Annotated in this window: 10 protein-coding genes; 1 reads left to right on the forward strand and 9 read right to left on the reverse strand. The window is 44.0% G+C overall.

Features of this window, described 5'->3' with window-relative positions; genetic code table 11:
• Window positions 1-19: 19 nt before the first annotated feature.
• The 9 genes from U9Q77_01550 to U9Q77_01590 form a co-directional block, all read right to left on the reverse strand.
• Window positions 20-811: a glycerophosphodiester phosphodiesterase family protein gene (locus U9Q77_01550; protein ID MEA3286049.1), complete on the reverse strand. Its 792-nt coding sequence runs from the start codon at window positions 809-811 to the stop codon at window positions 20-22.
• Between the two features lie 146 nt (window positions 812-957).
• Window positions 958-2466, reverse strand: a complete 1509-nt coding sequence (locus U9Q77_01555) for a hypothetical protein (GenBank protein ID MEA3286050.1) — start codon at window positions 2464-2466, stop codon at window positions 958-960.
• 29 nt (window positions 2467-2495) lie between these two features.
• Entirely contained in the window at window positions 2496-4550 is a 2055-nt protein-coding gene (locus tag U9Q77_01560) for a metallophosphoesterase (protein MEA3286051.1), read from the reverse strand.
• Window positions 4551-4555: 5 nt separating this feature from the next.
• Complete coding sequence (locus U9Q77_01565) at window positions 4556-6565, reverse strand: metallophosphoesterase (GenBank protein MEA3286052.1); 2010 nt, start codon at window positions 6563-6565, stop codon at window positions 4556-4558.
• Window positions 6562-8532, reverse strand: coding sequence for a T9SS type A sorting domain-containing protein (locus tag U9Q77_01570; protein MEA3286053.1), 1971 nt, complete (start codon window positions 8530-8532; stop codon window positions 6562-6564). Before U9Q77_01570 ends, U9Q77_01565 begins: the two co-directional genes overlap by 4 nt.
• A 101-nt stretch (window positions 8533-8633) precedes the next feature.
• The gene (locus U9Q77_01575) at window positions 8634-11243 is read right to left on the reverse strand and encodes a lamin tail domain-containing protein (protein MEA3286054.1); all 2610 of its coding nucleotides are present in this window, start codon (window positions 11241-11243) and stop codon (window positions 8634-8636) included.
• Window positions 11244-11366: 123 nt separating this feature from the next.
• Window positions 11367-12440, reverse strand: a complete 1074-nt coding sequence (locus U9Q77_01580) for a PorV/PorQ family protein (GenBank protein ID MEA3286055.1) — start codon at window positions 12438-12440, stop codon at window positions 11367-11369.
• Between the two features lie 32 nt (window positions 12441-12472).
• Window positions 12473-15574, reverse strand: coding sequence for a hypothetical protein (locus U9Q77_01585; protein ID MEA3286056.1), 3102 nt, complete (start codon window positions 15572-15574; stop codon window positions 12473-12475).
• A gap of 16 nt (window positions 15575-15590) precedes the next feature.
• Window positions 15591-18299, reverse strand: coding sequence for a TonB-dependent receptor (locus U9Q77_01590; GenBank protein MEA3286057.1), 2709 nt, complete (start codon window positions 18297-18299; stop codon window positions 15591-15593).
• A gap of 415 nt (window positions 18300-18714) precedes the next feature.
• Here U9Q77_01590 and U9Q77_01595 point away from each other — a divergent pair.
• Window positions 18715-19595: sugar-binding domain-containing protein (locus U9Q77_01595; GenBank protein ID MEA3286058.1), on the forward strand; the 881-nt coding region annotated here is incomplete at its 3' end.

Raw genomic sequence — 19595 nt, forward strand, 5'->3', positions numbered from 1 at the left:
CTCTTTGAAGAATTCTTCATTATTTTGTATTGAGAAATTCTCGCCAGCGATCAGGATAATTAGTGATAACATTATCAATTTTAAGATCCCGTAGGCGAATCATTTCTTCAGGTTTGTCTACTTTTCCCCAGACATGGACTTCTTTACCAGCTTTATGAGCCTTCTCCACAAATTCGGCTGTGACAATTTTATTCTTAACACTCAGTATATCTACATTGGCTGCAAAGACGTCAACATCCTTATCCTTAGGCATCTTTGAGAAAAGATAGCCAACTTTGTAGGCTGGATATAACTCACGAACCAGATCAATAGCAGCCCAATTAAAGGAAGTTATGATACATTGATCAACAAACTTCTTTTCCTCAAGCACCTGCATAACGTGCTCTGTGAGACCATCCTGATGTCCATTCATTTTGATCTCAACGTTCAGGAGCATGCGGCCATTGACGGAGTCAATAATATCAGAGAATAACGGGATGGGCTCCCCGCGATAATCCTCATGCTTCCAGGCACCGGCTTCAAATCCGGCAATACTATCATAGGGTAAATCCCAGACATTGGCAATAACAGCAGAAGTGCGTTCATAGGTTTTATCATGGTACAGGATTAATACGTCGTCTGAAGTTTCCTGAACATCCAGTTCAGCATAATCAGCACCCTGTTCGATGGCCAGTAAATAGGCTGACATCGTATTTTCAGGAGCAACTCCTGATGATCCACGATGAGCCGTGATAAATATTTCGTGTTGACTACTACAGGCTGTTATGATCACGATTACAGTTACTAGCAGTATTCCTTTTAGGATTTTCATATTTCCTCCATTAGTTTTTTTGAGCTCCGAGGTCGCCGCGCCCTGCTTGCGAAGACACAACTTGCAAATATTGAACAATAGTTGGCACTACCTGTTTCAAGACGTAAACATTATTATTCAACAACTTGAGGTTTTTTAAATTCAAACTATTTCATCCCCCAGATTGGATCAGGAGTGGGGAAGGCACTACGCAAGTAGGGTAATCCTAATTTGAACAGATAGGCATCTGGCTGTCGTTTTCCTGTAGGCAGATCCACCTCAATCGACTTTAATAGTTGCTCATTTATGATGAGATCTATCTGTGACATTAGACTATCAACCTGCTGATCCAAAGTCAGCTTTACTTTCAAATTAATGAGCTGTTGTTCCGCTTGTTTCCATCTGGCATCGCCATTTACGGTAGTGGGACCGAGATGCTGAGCCACTTCATCTTCTGAGATTATAACTGCGGATTTCAATTCGCTGATATAATTCTGAACCAGTAGTTTTTCCGACCATTGCTGCAACTCATTCTGAATTTTTAGGTCTTGATCATAGCCTCTCGCCATAGCTTCCCTCTCCATAAAGTAATCACGTAAAGCAATGGCAATTTCACCGTTGAGTTCTTTGGCAAAACTCTGTTTGTCAGTGGCTTCAATATGAAAGGGCTTAAGCAAGACCTGGTCTAAAAGCTCTGCAACAGACAATGACCCACCGCTAAAACGGACGGCTGGATCATGCCCATGTTCCTGAAGCAAGTTCAGAACATCCTGAGAAGGTAATTCCTGATTTTCAGCCTGGCTCTGAGGAAGTTGTTTTTGTTCATAAGGCAGATTCACATACAATTCATAGAGTGCGTTAACCAGTAGGACAAAACTCTCGCCCGCCACTTCGATTTCAAGTGGATCCATAAATTCTTTCACAAAGCGACGTGCGTTCGCCAGCCGTTTTTTATACATGAGAATCTTGTGAAAACGATCATGATATTTGATGATATCACCTTCAGCAATAATCTCTTTAATCATTGCCACATTTTGGAAAATGATATAGGAATCCCCAAATGTGATGACTTCAGAGTACGCCTGCGGATGCAGTTTAAAAAGAATTTCATTCAGAGGAAGTTCGAGTTCGCCGGACTTAAGAAAGTCAGTACTATCCAGATAAGCCCTGGTCGTGAAATCTACAGGGTTATTCAATAAACTATCAAATTCGACACCAGCATCTAACTCCTCCAGACATTGAACTGCGAATTGCCTATCCTGGGTTACTAGATATTTAGCTTTAATGCTGAGGCTTGACTGAAGAATTGCATTCCGGATTTCGGTATCTGTGACCTGGACTTTATCATGCACCTCTTCCTTGAACATGTGTTCTACCAATAGTTCCTGTTCTAATAACTTAAGCGCTTTCACGATGGCTGGATATTGTGTGTAAGAGCTATCATTTTTCAGCATCTCGGCGATGAGCTCTTCACGGATCATGGCATCCAAAAAGCTGCGTTTGGGTTGAGCTATTTTTTCTTTCAGTAACGATGGTCCAGCCTGATAACTGTTGGAAAACTCCTGAACCGTTATGGTGGCATCACCAATCCTGGCAAGGCCATTACTTTCAAGTGATTTGCTTGCCTGTTGCTCACAACTGACCAGGATGATCATGAGGAATATCGGAATTGTCAAACGGCTTTTAATTGGGAAGGTCCTCTGCCTCAATTCTGGAGTATGATTTGGGTTTGAGCTTGCTCAGTGCCAGTATTGACTTTACAAATGTAGTTACCATTCGGTACGATAAAGCCATCTGCATCATCTCCCACCCAATTCAGCCAATAGGTGCCAGCGGGGGCATAACGATCAACCAGGTATTTTATAATGTCCCCCTTATCATTATAAATACTGATATTAAATTCACCGTCCAGGGGAAGAGAGAGCTCAAAGATTACAGGAACCCCTGGTGAGCCAGGTTCACTTTTTAAAGTCAGTTTCTTTGGAATTGATAAATCCTTATGACTATTACTAAACCTCTTATCAATGACAACCTGATCCATAACTCTTTGCTCTCTATCCCTAAAGCTGAGATCTAGGGTTGATCCATTTATATCAATCAAACAATAATGATAGCTAGTTCTTTGTTTTCTAATATCGGCCTGGTTGCGAACAGGGTGATCCTGAGGACCGCCACCACCACCGCTGATGATATGATAAATGCCATCTACATAACTTCGTTCATAGTCGTGAACATGGCCGGAAAAATAAAAATCTACACCATACTTCTTGAAAAGAGGCCATATTTGGTCTTCATTTAATTTGTAGCGTACCTTAGACATTATCGGAATATGAGCTGTAACAAATAACCATTCGGCATTTTGGGCTGCAGGCGAACTCAGCTGCTTCTCAAGCCATTGGTGCTGAGAACTACCTGATGCTATATCAGGGAAAGCACGATCGGTGTAGGCAGCTAGATTATTGTCAAAAAAGATGAAAAATGCGTTTCCATATTCAAAACTGTAGTATGTTTCATGCGGCTTGTCAGGAAAAGAAAAATACTTTGAAAAGTAGTGTGAGTAGGGTATTTGTTCCTGATCTGGGGATGTCGTGCCCAGGGTATTATTCTCATGATTGCCTACCGAAACATAAATAGGTGTCGAAGTCAGCAAGTCTTGTAATGGATCAAATAATTCAGTGTCCCAGTCTGGCCGGAGCCCGTTCATAACCACATCACCCGTATTGATTATAAAATCCGGAGTTTGTGCTGAAATTGCAGAGACAACTTCTGAATGGCGCAAGAAATTCGTACGATTATCACCATAGAGGGCAAAGCGAAAGGCTTGCTCCGTGGTTTTTGCAGTTCTAAATATATACCAATCACTCACCAATGAACCAGACGATACCCGGTAAGTATACTGTTGCCCCTGTTGCAAGTCAGGCAATACAACCTCGTGTATTTTGACCCTGTCATCCATCAATATGGTCTGAGTTTCTCCCCTGGATAGTCCATATTCAACTTGAGAATTCTGAGCTTGACTGCTGCCCCACATAATTACTGCACTATCACCCAAAACATTCTGTAAATAAGGAACCCGATCAAAGTATAGTGACTTGTTTCTTGTGATCTTTAAGTTGTCATAAACGGTGATATCATTGAAGAAGGAAGCATTGTTGTGATAGGTTGCAAAACCAACTTTTCCCCAACTAAGACTGGTATCTACAATTGAAAAATATTCCATTTGATCCAGGTAAACCTTTATGGAATCCCCCCTAACATCAACACTAATATTGAAACGACATTCAGGCCACATCTCTTCGAGAAAGCCAATAGTCTCGAAAACGCCATCAACTCTTTTTTCAAGTCTAATTTTGGATATCTGAGATGAAAGGCTAAAGCGATAATAGTTTTCAGGATCCTGATAGCGGAATAAAACACCGATGTAATCGTCATCAGTCGATACCACATTTGCCGAAAGTGTATAGTCGGTCCAGTCAGCTTGTCCAGCCACCGCTTGAGTACCCAATTTGCCTTTGCCAATATTGCTCTGCTGAATCAAATAGCCTGCTTCAACATACCAGTTTGATATTTCATGATCGGGATAGTCGTGGATTGTCCAACCTACCATATCACCATCTTCAAAATCATCACGCCAGATAACAGCCGAATTATTCGGTCCTAAACCTTGTTCAGGAGGAGAGCTTCCAACACCAACACAAGCTGCGAGAATAAACAGTAGGAAGCCAAGGAAACCCACCACTTTGATTTGTTTCAGACGCATGGGGCTCACTTCAGATAACTGAGTTTGATCTGACTGCTACCAGACTCAGTTACAATTTGACAAGTATATACGCCGCTGGGAACCAATCTGCCGTTAGCATCATCACCATCCCAATGCAGCCAATAGGTGCCTGCTCGGGCAAATCCTTCTGCCAGGGTTGTCACCAGACGACCTGAGATATCATAGATTTTAAGGCTGTATTCTCCCTCAAGCGGCAAGGTGAATTGAATCATGGTAGAGGCATTAAACGGGTTGGGATAATTGTGCAATGTGAGTTGCTGTGGGTGGATCGGATCCTTGTCAGAAATGCTATCAGGATCTTTACTAATGACAAATTGATCCAATAAATTCTGGTCTTTATCCTTGATCTGAAAGCCCAGTACTGAATCATTCACTTCGATCATGCAATAATGATAGTTGCTGACCTGTTCGGTAATTTCAGGGATATCACGAACTCGATGGGACAATGGTCCACCCGCTCCGCCACTGATTATGTGATGGAGACCTTCTGAAAACCCGCGTTCATAGTCATGAATATGACCAGCAAAGTAAATATCGACTTCATAGTCAAGGAGCAGCGGCAGGATGAAATCACGGTTCTGGTCGTAATTATTGTTGGTGCTGACTGAATAGATCGGGACATGCCCCAGGACAAACAGCCATTCTGCATTCTGAGCTTCAGCAGAGCCCAACTGTTCCTCAAGCCAGGAATATTGATCGCTTTCTTCATGGATGGCCGGGTAATTGGAGCTGGGGTAGGCGGCGATATTATTATCTATAAATATGAAAAAGGTATTCCCGTACTCAAAAGAATAGTAATGTTCATGGTCTGGATCAGGGAAAGCAAAATATTCGCTGAAATAGGATGATTCTTTTTCATGATTTCCGATTGATACATAGATAGGCATATTTTTAATGAGGTCAGCCATTGGGTTGAAAAATTCAGTGTCCCAGTCTGCTCGGAGTCCGTACTGAACCACATCACCTACATTTATTAGAAAATCAGGGGTCTCTTCTGAGATTGCAGCTGAGATCTCGCCGTGACGCAGAAAGTTAGTCCGGTTATCTCCCAATAAAGCAAAGCTGAAGGGGTCCTGGGGAAGTCTGGCAGAGATAAATTGAGCCCAATCGCTCACCTGGTTATTTGAGAACACCCGATAGACATATTCTTGACCTCGGAGGAGATCCCTCAGGACTAATTCATGGTTCTTTTTGGGGGTGGTTGATCCGACCAATTCAGTTTCGGTGGTGGACAGTCCGTACTCTACAATAGAATTCGTATACTGATTGGTGCGCCACATGACTGTGGCACTATCTCCCAGCACATTCTGCAGATAGGGACCTCTATTTATAACCAGGCTTTGATCGGGAGGCTCAACTTCCAGTCGATCATAGACAGAAATATCATCAAAGAAGGAACCATTGTTATTAATGGTTGCAAAACCAACGCGTCCTGACCCAAAGCTTGCATCGATCAATTCAAAATACTGTACCTGATTCAGGTAAACTGAAATAGTATCATTCTGCACATCGATGGTGATATTGTAAGTACAAAGCGGCCACATCATGGTGATCTGCTGCAGGGTTTGCAGGATGCCATCCTGGCGTTTTTCCAGGCGGATTCTGCCAGCTTGAGAAGAAAGCGTCATGCGATAGTAATTTCCGGCATTCTGGTAGCGAAACAACACACCAATGTAATCATCGTCGGTGGAGACCACATTGGCTGAAACGGTATAATTATCCCAGGTTGCCAATCCAGCCACTGCGTGTGTTCCCAATCCGCTTGATCCAATGTTACTGGTCTGGATCAAGTATCCGCCCTCAACAAACCAGTTGGATGATCCGGTTGCATCATCATAGAAAAGCCATCCATCGCTATCCCCATCTTCGAAATCATCGTTCCAGAGCAGGGTTTCCTGGCTAAAGACTGAGCTCCCCAAAGCAATCAGAAGTATAAAGAGCGGATAGAGGATTCGAAATGGGATAAAACGCTGCATCACTGGTATTCGTTTCATTTTAAATAGACAATCTTTCTAGAAAAGTTTGAGTGATCACTAAACCTGAAATTCAGCAGATACACACCGCTGAAATTTACTTGAGGTGACCAGGCCAGCTGATGCTGACCCTGGCTGTGATGACTCTCTTTAATAATAGTTTCGATCTGACGTCCTTGAAGATCGAACACATCCAATGAAACCAATTGGTCTGATCCAAGAGTGTAATTAATGATGGTTGAATCGTTAAAGGGGTTGGGATATACGGAAAGCGTGAAGGCCTCTGGCAAGGCGTTTTTCTCAGAATCGTTCAAACCTGTACTGCTTGTATCAACATCACTAAAGAGAACATCAGGGCTGATTTCGAAAACAAAGGGGTAAAACTGGTTCCAGGGACTTGAGTCTCGCAATTGATATGCTCTTGCGCTTGATTCAGAGACATTGATCATATTATTGGCATCGTCAAACGTAATATCCTCTCCGCCTGAAGGAATTTCGAAAATTCGATCAGCTGTAATAAGTGTCGCAGGCTGGAGTGCTCCTTTCCGGTAACGATAAAGCAGGCTGTTATTAGTTCCACCCCAGCTGGTGCATACAAATAAATATTTCTCACCACCATATTCTGTCCAGGCAGCCCCCTGATTGGTGTTAGGAATTTCATAGCGAACAGGCGTAGCAGCGATATTGATATTGCCGTTATCATAGACCGGATAGCCAAACATGAAAGCTCTGCCTGATGGGCGAGCGCCCCAACTTGCAACCCAGAGTGTATCATCAAAATAATTCAGGTTTGAGGAGTATATGTTATAGGTATTTATCGGTTCCAGATCAAAATATTTTCCAGCAGTTGAGTCATAAGCCGGGACTTCACATTGATATACAGAACCCTCGCTGCCCACATAAAGGTTACTTGCATAAAATGCCATGGCTGGTAAATGTCCGTAGGTGGGTCCTGCGGTAAATTGAAAACAGCGCCGAACCTGGTAGCCTTTGTTAGGATCCATTTCAACAATTATGGAATTCTTTCCACCAATCGTACCGTTGATATCCTTATGGTACATGGCCAGGTACACCATATCATTTTCTGTTGGATGCTGCTTATCCTCAAAGGTTGAAGCCATGCCCTGAGGAATGTAAAAATCATTTGAATAAGGTACAAAGACTGTGCGTTCCACTTCAGTTGGGTTAACCGTCACGACTTTTTCACTTCCCCGCTCCAGATAAAGAGGCATCCCAAAGTACTCACTTCCATCAAAGGGGGGACTGCTCTGGAGGTATGTCTCAGAACGCAGATAGTTATTCAAACTAATTCCCAGTATCTGCCCCTTGAATGATGGACCAAAGGTGCGTGGATCGCTGGAGCGACCAACCCTAACCTGTGACCTAATCAACGTAAATGCGGCCGGAACTGTCATCAGCTCACTTTGTTGAAAAACGGAAGTACCATCGACATACAGTTCAAACTCAATATAGCCATTTATAATACGATTGATCCAGTAGAGATAGCTCCATGAAGCTGTATCTACTGGAACTGTGGCTGTCATGGTAAAAAGACTGTCCGAAAGATAACGGTGAATGTTTAGAAAACCGTCCTGGAGAAAAGTAGTGATGAAATGAACTCCGGCACTGTCCCCCCAACTAATGATGGTGCCATCCAGAGAATCAGGTTTGATCCACATCTCACCAGTTATAGTATGGTTTCCAAAAAAACTAATAATAGCTTCATTATCAGAAACCATGGCGGAGGAATCATTCAAAAAATGGGCACTCCGAGGTAAACTCAAGCCCCATCCATCAGGTCCACGGGCAATTACTTCTGCTGGCTCGAGGTAATCATTGAACTCGAGACCACTCCAAGTTACCTGACTGTGGAAGGGAGATTCAACGGGGAGTGATGCATCGAATCTGAACAGAGCATGATATTGAGCATACACGACGGTGCTACTCAATAAAATCAGGAATAAGCCTGAAATAATTTTGTGTCGCATTAGCATCCTCTGTTTCATTATTTTTAAAAGTGTGGTGAATGATTATAGAACCAATCATTCACCACACTTGTTTTCTAAGCTGATTATTAACCCGGCTCAGATTACTTCATCAAGATCATCTTCTTTGTTTCAGAGAAAGCAATTGAGTTAAGTGAATAGAGGTACATGCCTGAAGGAGCCATTGCGCCACTTCCAGTCAAGCCGTTCCAAGTCACTTCGTAATTTCCCGGCTTAAATCTCTGGTTTGCCAACTCAGCAACAACCTGTCCTTTGATATTGTAAATCGTCAAAGACACATAGGTATGAGTTGGCACATCAAACCTAATAGTTGTGGAGGGGTTAAAGGGATTGGGGTAACAGTTCTCAAGCTTAAAGCTATTGGGCTGTACACCACCCAGATCCACAGCTAAGAGGTCACAGATATTCATGTCACCATCACTGGATGAAGCCGGTGAATTTTCCAGCTCTGAAATTGTGAGATGTTCAACAAAAGCATCGATTATATCAGTGTTGCCATCTGGATATCTGGTGATGGAAGTATTGTGGCCACCATGTGCAGCAGATTCGACTCTCATGTTAAAATAAATATCCTGAGTGCTGGCGGACTGAGGTGCTCCCCGACCATAGTGACTGCCATAGTTAACATACATGGCATAGGATGTATCGGGCGAAATCAAAACCACACATTCACCAGCGTTGGGCAAACCATTTCCGATATCGTTCATGTGTGAACTATCAGACAGGAAGGCATGGGTCAGCATGGGATCAACATTCCAACCATCTGCAGGACCAATTGAGAGATCACCACCACCAAAAACAGTTACAAACTCTCCACATCCCAGGGTATAGCCATCAGGAAATGTGAAACTGAATTGTTCATCATCTCCCAGCATCCAGCCACTCATATCCACGGTTTCACTACTGACATTCAGGAGCTCGATATATTCATCCTGCTCAGCATGGCGGATCCAGTCCCGATTGGCATCACCATAGATCGGATCTGTGGAGGGATCAGCATTGATCTCGTTGATAATGATGGTCGGTGGCAATTGAAAAGCTGTCATAAAGGTGGCCGTAATCGTCTTCGATTTTGTCATGGCAATGTAAACCGGATTGATCTGAGCTACTTCGTCACCCTCCCAGCCGGAAAAGATAAAACCTTCAGCTGGTATTGCAGTCAGAGTCACAAAATCCCCATAACCAAATTCGGTCTGGGTGGCACTGACTGAATCAAGCTCCACTGTACCAGAGCCAGCCGGGGTAGTCAGCAATGTCAGAGTAAAAGCTAACCGGTCAGCACCTTCCAGAGTCATTCCTGGAGAATAATTGCTTGTAGACACGGTCAGGTGTTCAACAAAAGGATCATCCAGCTCATAATTAGCATCTGGGGAACGCGTCAGGGAATTATCATTAGCCCCATTTGCAGCAGTGCTCCGGGCAAACTCCCATACTGTTTCACCCACAACAGGATCTGTACCAGCACTAGTACCCCAGGCAACATAGGCATCATCCAGACCATTGGGCGACAGCAGTATAGCTGCATCACCGGCTTCATCAAAACCATCTCCAAGGCTACCACCAGCAGTAAATACTCGGGTGAGCATGGGATCGCTATTATAGCCAGCAAAGCCACTCACATCGCCACCGCCAAAGATGGTCACAAACTCGAAGGAGTTGAGAATGTAACCATCGGGGAAGGTGAAATTCTGTAGTCCGGCATCGCCGGCAGTCCAACCTGTCAGGTCTACAGGATTTGAACTTAGATTAAGAAGCTCGATAAATTCATCTTGCAACGCATCAGCTGTACCATCGCCATTGGCGTCACCATTGGCAACGTCTGCAGCTGGATCAGCCAAGACTTCGTTGATCATGATTTTAGGATCACGTTGCACGATCACCCATTCAGGCATAGCTGGAACATCACCTTCATACCCGGCGATATCAGAGCCTCCTAAAATTCCATTAAAGCCAAAACCGGCTTCATCTGTTGCTATCAATCCTTCACCATCATCAAAATGCCAAAGTGCGACAGTATAGCCATCAACTTCGAAAGGCTCATCGGCTGGAACAAAATTGGTAGTATAGCGAGCAGTGGCTGAGATTCGTACTTCATCAATTTGTCCCCGCCAGGTTTCATAGCGATCAAAATGATGATCCTGGGCTCCTGATCCGATAGTAATGATCTGATCACCGTTACTCACGGGTAAACAAATCTCACCCTCTGAATTTGGCTCCATATCCAGCTCCTGGACACCGTTAATAAACAAGCGCATGGAGTCGGCTACATCCCAGACATAGGCCACATGAGTCCAGCGCGGTAACCAGATATTGGATTCAGTACGTAAGCTCTGGGTGGGATAATTGACTGCATCACCGCTCTGGACAAAGCAAACCATATCACCTTGACCACGAATCCAATGCAAACCCATATCACCGACATAATTCCCTGAGATATTTTTGCAGAAAAGGTAGGTGTAGTCAGGCTCATGCGTATCAGCCCGAAAGACTGAATCAGGCTTAAACCACATCTCTACTGTACCGGCATCCAGCTGGCCTGGCCATAATAGCGGGGTATCAGGAACAATCACACGATCATGTTCCCACCAGGAAAAATGCAAAGCACCATTCCACTGGGCTTGTATGGTTATTGGAAAAACCAGAATTATCGCACTTATTGCGATTAGAATCATACGTGTGGTTGATTTCATCATCCCACCTCCTTGTGCTCGGTTAAAAATACCATCTCAAATTTATGACTGCCTTTTAGCCGACCCAATTCTCCCATGAGGGGATGTGGTCTGCCATTTTGAAATTCAACAGGCAATGTCTCTTTCCTAGAAAAGTAAATCTATTGAAAAGCGCTGTACGTTACCCAAAAGGCCCCATTCAGACCAGGCATAATTGAAACCGACTCGCATTGAGTTGCCTAATTTGGGAGTGATTCCAAAGCCTACTGATAAACCATTCTCACTACTGTCATCGAACAAAGAATTATAGCCAACCCTCGCTACTAGTAACTGCCTGAAATCCCATTCCAAACCAAGATCCAATGATTCTACGCTATTGCTGGGGTGATTCAGGTCTGTTGCGAAGGTTAAATTATGACCATTAAGCATTGAAAGGGAATAAGCTAATCCAAACCGAAAAAGCAGGGGCAGGGGAAATTGATCCGTCTCCAGCATAATATTCAAACGATCATTGGAGTAATGCGCTTCATCAGCATCGTAAGCTCGTCGAAGATCTCGACCACTCATCTGCATTTCAGAACCATAGTTGGCAATGGTAGTACCGATCTGCAGACCTTCGATCCTGGTTTTATATAATACGCCAACATCTATTGCCATGGCATGGGCTGATTCATGCCAAAGCTGTTGTAATATGTATTTGGTTGTGATACCGAAGGAGAATTTATCAGTGATGGTGGCTGCCAGTGTTGCAGCCAGTGCCATATCAGAGGCAGCATAATATTCGCCTGTTCCATCTGGCAGCTGGATGGTTCGAACCGGCTGTTTATCGGTATAATTCAAAACATTGATACTTAAACCAGCGGAAAATCTTCCAGAAAAAGGAATCACTGCCCCAAAATAATCATGACTGGTACTAGCCAACCATTGGGTATGATTCACTGACAGGGAGATATTATTCAACTGGGTAATGCCAGCCGGATTCCAGTACAGAGCCGTTACATCATTGGCGATGGCGGTAAAAGCACCACCCATTGCCTGGGAATAGGCTCCCACTCCGATCTCCAGAAAAGCCGCCGCCGATGTTCCTACATTTGAAACCGCCTCAGTATAGGTCGGGTCTGCATAGGTTTCCTCACCCGTCTGGGAAAAAAGGGATACACTGAATACGCTCAATAACAGAATTAAGGCGCTTTTTAAATGATTCTTTTTCACTACCAACATGTATTGCTCCAGTACGAAATATTCGTTCTGATCTATTTGATCAATGCAAATTTGCCCACTTTACTTCCAATTCCCTCGGCCTCGACCTGGAAGATGTACATTCCAAAAGACACGGAAAGACCATCTCTGGAGATCAGGTCCCAACTTTCAGTCCCTTGAGTCATGGTACTTGAGTGCTCCAGGGTTCTCACCAGTTTACCACTCATGGTAAAAATTCGAATCGTACACTCCTGGGGTAGATTAACAAAATCGATCCGTCGTTCACCGCGACCACTGGCATAGAAAAGAGGTTTCTCCCAACTGGCTGTAACCACATAAGGATCAGGGACAACATAGATGTTATCCATATCGTCCGTAGCCTGCGGGGTAGACATTTTCGAGCCCGTTGTTGAGAACCTCAGCGTGTCATCAGAATTAAACGGTTTGGTAACAGTCAGAGAGAACACATCACCAGGTTGGGGAATAATAACATCCGTCATCGATGTGTCATCTCGGAAATAGAATTCCCAGGCTGTGTTAAACAAAAAGCCTTGGGCATTGAATACGATTACAATCCGGTCACCGCCATTGAGTGTACTGTCCTTGTGAATTGCTTCAGAGAATTCAAAATCCCACTGTTCATTCCGGGTTGTATTCCATACTTGAAAATTTACCGGTGTTCTTAGAAAAATAAGGGGATTATAGGAAGTGTCTGTGTTGGCTGTGTAAACCCTGATCTCAAAGTCCTCTGGTAGAGGTATGGATTTTGGCGACCACAACAACTCTGTTTCAATTTCTATATTCGAATTACCTACCAACCATTTGGTCTCGGCAACTTCTGCTGAATCATTGAAAAGATCAAACTGCATTCCTTTAATGATCTCACTACTTAACACAAATTCATCATAAGGTGTTACATGGTGAATTAAAACGTCATCAGTCAAATCATGGATCGAAACACTGGCTGTATAGCGACCAAGGGTTGTGTCAGTAAAGGTGATCTCATATTCATGGTCATCTGCAATACTGTCCGGGACCATAACGCTTACATCATAAGCTCCCGTTGCCAGGCCAATATGTTCAACATCACTGGTCTTACCGGGTATGTAGCCAGCACTGGGAGCATTGGGAACAACGACTGCACAATTCCGATCTACAAATTTTATGTCTCCCCAGGAATCGGTCTGAATGATCTTGGTGCATTCAACTGGAGCGATGGAAGCGAGAAGATCAGCTTCAACAATACCTCTATCATAAAAGTCTTCATCATAGCCTTTGTCAAAAGAGCAAACAGCATAGTAATAAGTACGGCCATTCTGAACATCCAGATCCTCATAGAAATACTCAAGATCCGTGTTATCCCCTATATAAAAATGAGCACCTGTTCCAGTAATTTCCACGGGATGCGGTCCTGCCAGATCATTGACCAGATCAAACTGGGCTAGAGGCTTCCAGAAAATGGGACTTCCATAGGCGTCGGTAATGGTCTTGATCTCGTTAAAGGATGGATCAGTTGACCGATAAATCAGGTACCCTTCAAAGTCTTTTCCATAGATCGGATCGATGGAACGTTCAGCACTATGATCCCACTTTAAAATCACTTTCGCATCACCAGCCACAGCTGTCAACACGGGTTTCAAGGGTGGTTTTGCAAAATTGTAATCTGCATCATAGATCCGCTGCATGGTGCGTTTGTTTCGGAAAATATCCTGTTCATCCGTCCCAAAAAGATTTGCAATGGCAAACTTACGCGTTTCGTCTTTGGGCAAACTGAAGTACCCGGAACCATACATAAAGGCCAGGTTTGCCGGATCTACATAAGTGAAAAGTCCGGGGGTCATCTGATTAAAGGTTCGGTCATCATATTTCAGGCTCTGGGGTTCCAACAGAATTACGCTGGTAAGACCGATCTGATCTGATTCATCGTTGTCCTGTTTACCAAAATTTGGTTCACCCGGATCTGGTACACCATTGGCCTCTGATTGATCTGAATCCGGACCGGGATAGTCCTGGTCGTAAGGCCCGATACCATCATTTCCCACATCATCCAGAATGGCTTCGCCCATATCCCAGATCCCATTGCCATTAAAATCTTCGTAGATGCGCCAATCGCCGTCTTCGTCACCACTCCAGTGATTTTTGGGATCACCATAATTTCCAATGGGACCAAAAATATATTCACCGCGATCATTGTCCTGCCGTTCGTCAATAAGACCATTTTCATCATCATCTATACCATTCAAGGGGTCGCCGGGACTCTCTAAAAAGGCATAGCCAAAATAGCCCAGACCGGGGATACCACGGTTGTCGATCCCGTCAAAATCCCAGCAATAGGTGATGTCATCAAATTGATCAAATCTGGCATAATCCGGGTTATCACTGGTCCCCCCCACCATGGCATCGACGTACATGCCAAAAACGACTGTCTCTAAATTCTTGTCACTCACATTGGCAATATCATAGCGAACAATAAGGATATCCTCGGCTTCTACTGCAGCCCATTCATAACCGCGCACCTTCACCTCAAAACCAAGACCTCGTCGACCATTGGGATATCCAGCGGAATCGACTGAGCTACCGATAAAAGGATAGTACTCAAATTCATCATTATCCCGGTCATCCATGACATAATAACTTTCTTGATCTGCTCGGGTATAAGCACCGAATTCACCATTCCAGAGACCATCACGGGAGCCTTGATCTCCAGGATAATCATAGGGCCAGTTCAGGGGCCAGGTTTCCGCTTTATGGCTCATGGCCGGATATTCATCACTATTTTCAGCCCCCTTATTGAAGTAGCCATCCAATGGTTGCCAGTTCCAGAGATGGGTGCCATCCGGTGAAATATCGTGACTAACCGGGTGGGAATAGCTTTCCGAACAAATTTTGACCGGGTCTCCATTTATATCCTCAACTTCAGCAGCGGCGATCATGATAAATTCAAAACCATAGACCATGCCTGAGCCTTTAGGCCATTCCATGCGAGGGTTCTCATAACGGTCACCCAGGTTCCCGTAATTTGAGTATCGGGTATAAACCAAATTTCCATCATGGATTCCGGTTCGACGATCTTCTGCTCCACCATACAGTAGGCTGACAGATAAAACCTGCATCAAAATTATCCAAAAGGTCAGGGGGCGTAATTGACGTAACATTTAGTTTCCTCTTAGCCTAAAACTTGACTTGAATACCTACTAGTACCCGGCGGGGCTCCGAATAGAAATCGGGCCTAAGATCCACTTCAGCGATGGTGAAATTAGGATTATGGGTTAACACTTCAGTGGCCGGGATAGTTCGATAAGGAGCCTCGGAATTCCCGGTACTTGAATACACATAGCGTTGATTCAATTGATCCGTAAGATTAAAGACCTTGCAGAAAAGCTTCACCTTAAAAGCACTGAGCTTAAGGGTCTTATGGATATTGAGATCAAAATTATGAGTCGTCGGCTTACGATCACTATTCTCAAATTGAGTATCAAGAGCAGAACCAGGACTGGATGGTGTATAGGGTTGACCGGTAGCAAAACGACCGATGATTCCCATATTTATCCCTGAAGGTGTCTTCATGGAGAACGAAGCGTTCAAAGTGTGCGTTTGATCCCAATCCAGGGGCAGAACCTGTTTTTCTGTTTCCTTGTTAGCGTTATAGGCATTGAATATAGCATTGGGATCAGAAGCATTTCCCTTGGCTAGCTGATAGGTATAATCCACGCTAGCTGAGAAAAAGTTGGAGTATAGTTTATTCAATGTGAAGGTTACACCCCTGACATTGCCATAATCACGATTGATGTAGCGAGCATAGACTTTCTTGTCAATGGTACTGATGATCTCCTGGCTTAACAGGTTGCTGATATCCTTGTAATACATGGTCAGTTCAAGACCATACACATCTGTGAGCTGCTGCTGTAGACCAATTTCGTAACCGATAGTCTTCTCCGGCTTCAGATTCACATTGCCCATTTTTGTTTGGAGTCCACCCAGCTTAATTTCATATTCGTAATTATTGTAGATGGCATTAAAGCGGGGCAACTGGAAGAAGTGACCATAGGAGACGTGAATAACGCCACGATCGGAGATAGGATACGCCAAACCAAAGCGGGGACTCAACTGCTGCCGAGTCATACCGGGCTCCAGCTCAGAATCCAACCTGATCCCATTATCCGTGTCTGTTTCAGCTCTCAGATTAACGGGGATTAGCGCACTGGGGTCCCAGTAGTCAAATCTCAGACCCATATTGACGATTATATCTTCAGATTCAATGACACTCTGGAAATAGCCAGCTCCCTCAATCGGTTTAACTTCATAATGGTTAAACCCGGATGTATTCTGGTCTGGTAAGCGTAGGATGGGTTCCTCGTATAGGGAGCCTTCCGCCACCGTCGTTAAGCTGTAGTAGTCCAGGTGATGTCTCTTGATCTCTCCTCCGAACTGTATCTGTACGGTATGATTGATTTGAGAGATAAAATCCCCCTTGACAGACAGGGCTGACCGGGTGATGTCGTAGCGACCATTCTGGGTACCCCCAAAACTAAAACTTTGATCGGCGAAGGGACTTGATCGATATCTTTGATCAAGGGGATCTTCAAATAAATAAGCCTGTGTGTTTTTTGAATATTTGGAAAAATTTATGGTGTAAAAGGTGCTGTTGGACAGGACATGGTTAACGCTGAAAATATGATTGTAACTATCATCGTACCAGGTTCTGACGCCATCCGGGGAAAAACGTCTGTAATCACTGTATGATCTACCTGTTCCAGTGGTGTAGAAAAGCGAATATCTCAATTTAAGCGAGGGTAAGACCTTGGTGGTGATCTTGGTGTAGACGGAGACCTTGGACCTGCCATCAATCGGGACAAAAGTGCCATCTCCTGTTTGAAGAGAATCGGGAACTGCAATGCCATAGGATCGCTCATCCTGGGTTTGGGTCTTTTGGGCTTCGTTGATATAGTCCTGGATCGGTACAGTATCTTCGATCCTGACATTATTGCGGCCATAAAGCCAGCCATCTGTTTCCCGGTAACGAACAGAACTGTAAAATGAGCCGTCTGGGAGAAAGAACAGGGGACCTTGAAAGCTGCTAGAAATATTTTTCTCATTTAAGCCGACTGTGTTGAGATTCCAAAATATTTTGTCTGACGCAGAAACATGATCTCCTGTTGTAACTGAGATATTTCCTGAAAATTTCCGGGCACCCTCTTTGGTTACAACATTGATGATACCTGACTGGGCTTGTCCGTATTCAGCATTGAATGTCCCGCTGATAACCTGGAGCTCCTGGACCCAGCTATTTTCCAGGCCAATGGAACTGCCACCATTGTATTGATCCGTTACGGGAACTCCGTCGATAAGGTAGGCTATTTCGCCGCCTCGTCCACCTCGGATATGAAAGCCTCCGCCGGCATCCTGAACGACACCCGCCTGTAACTGGATCAGATCACTAACTTCCTGGACAGGCATGGAGGCAATTTTTTCGGCTGAAACGTAGGCTGTTGTATTTGTACGACTTTTCTCAACGACCACACGTTTGCTAACAACGATGACTTCTTCTCCCTCCAGCGTTTCCGGGATTATTTCAATATTAATGTTGGTAGTTAGGTCGACATTAACAAAAACATCAGTTATACTGGTTTTTTGATAGCCGATATATGAGCATACCAGGGTATAGGTGCCTGGACGAACACCAATAATAAAATAGTCACCTTTAAGGTCGGTCATTGATCCCTGACCGATATCAGGGAGGTAAACATCTGCTCCGATTATCGCTTCACCGGTTTCCTGATCCGTAATTCGCCCCATGATTTTTCCGGTCGTCCCTGCAATAGCAAAAGCACTTAGGGTTATCAGAAGGAAAATGTGGTAAAATATCAGTTTGCTACGCATAGCTATTCCTTGTTTAAAAGCAGTTTAATTTGAAGTATCTAAACTAAGCTTTATATATATTTTTGCATTCAGAAAGTTGCAACATTTAGCCTGATCGCCGATACTAACTGAGCACTGTTCCCTATGTGTCAAGTGAAAAAATAAGCTGTTATGCATAATTATTCATAAATATTGATTCAGCTGTTATGTTGCACATTATAACCTCAAAAGTCAATAGCTATTATTGATCCCACATTAGCCAACAGTCACTTGCTTATTGAAGTGTTTCAATATTATTCTTCGTTTTAGAAAATTTAAAATAATTCTAACATTTAACACAAATTGCTGGATATTTATTCACGTATAGTGCATTTTGTAGTGCTCTACTGGCAGCATAGCTATCGGTGGGCGGTAACCAATCAGGAGGTCTATACAAATGGCAAACAAGCAACCCACAAAAGAAGAATTACTCATCCTGGTAGCCTCTCTTTATTACGTAGAAAATCTTGGACAAGCAAAGGTAGCCCAGTTGGCTGGCATTTCTCAGGCCAATGTCTCACGCCTGCTTAGTGAAGCGCGCAAACGAAATATTGTTCAGATCAGCGTAAAACCATTTTCACCCAGAGATCATGATCTCGAGAAACAATTGAAGAAGTCATTTAACCTGAATCATGTCATTGTGATCAATTCCAGTGCGCGTCGGAACCTTGTGCAACAGCGACAGGCCATCGGATATTTTTCCGCGCCTGATATAAGCAGCCTGATCAAATCCAGACATACTGTCTGTGTTGCCGCAGGTCGCCATATCCAAAGCTTGGTTGAAAATATGCAGCCAGGAGCCCCAGCCACCAATGTGATATTCGTCCAGGCAATGGGCCACATCAGTAATAATGTTCAGGGTGATGATGCCTTCGAGATTACACGTAAATTAGCAAAAAAATGGAATGGAACTTCCTGCAGCATCCAGGCACCTGCCATCACAGCAGACATTGCAACCTTCAATGCTTTCACATCCCATAATCAGATTAGATCTGTACTAAACTATATGGACAAGGTAGATCTCGCCATTGTCGGGGTGGGAATTAGCTCTGACTCCGTATTTTTAGATCGGGCGTTTATTGCTCCCTCTGACATGAAAGCTTTAACTGCAAAAGGGGTTGTTGGTGAGATTTGTGGGCATTTTTATGATAACCAGGGTACTGAAGTCAACACCTCCTACAAGGATTTAGTAATCGGAATCTCCTTGCAACAACTACGCGATACATCAGATGTACTGGCTGTTGTCAGCAATGCGAACCGGGCTCCTGCTGTACAAGC

This window comes from Candidatus Neomarinimicrobiota bacterium, from assembly GCA_034716895.1.
In the GTDB taxonomy this organism is placed as follows: domain Bacteria; phylum Fidelibacterota; class UBA8477; order UBA8477; family JABMPR01; genus JABMPR01.

Bases quoted from the DNA above. Each gene is read 5' to 3' on its own strand.
- U9Q77_01550 (MEA3286049.1), bottom strand. From the start codon at position 811: ATGAAAATCCTAAAAGGAATACTGCTAGTAACTGTAATCGTGATCATA.
- U9Q77_01560 (MEA3286051.1), bottom strand. From the start codon at position 4,550: ATGCGTCTGAAACAAATCAAAGTGGTGGGTTTCCTTGGCTTCCTACTG.
- U9Q77_01565 (MEA3286052.1), bottom strand. From the start codon at position 6,565: ATGAAACGAATACCAGTGATGCAGCGTTTTATCCCATTTCGAATCCTC.
- U9Q77_01570 (MEA3286053.1), bottom strand. From the start codon at position 8,532: ATGCGACACAAAATTATTTCAGGCTTATTCCTGATTTTATTGAGTAGC.
- U9Q77_01575 (MEA3286054.1), bottom strand. From the start codon at position 11,243: ATGATGAAATCAACCACACGTATGATTCTAATCGCAATAAGTGCGATA.
- U9Q77_01580 (MEA3286055.1), bottom strand. From the start codon at position 12,440: ATGTTGGTAGTGAAAAAGAATCATTTAAAAAGCGCCTTAATTCTGTTA.
- U9Q77_01585 (MEA3286056.1), bottom strand. From the start codon at position 15,574: ATGTTACGTCAATTACGCCCCCTGACCTTTTGGATAATTTTGATGCAG.
- U9Q77_01590 (MEA3286057.1), bottom strand. From the start codon at position 18,299: ATGCGTAGCAAACTGATATTTTACCACATTTTCCTTCTGATAACCCTA.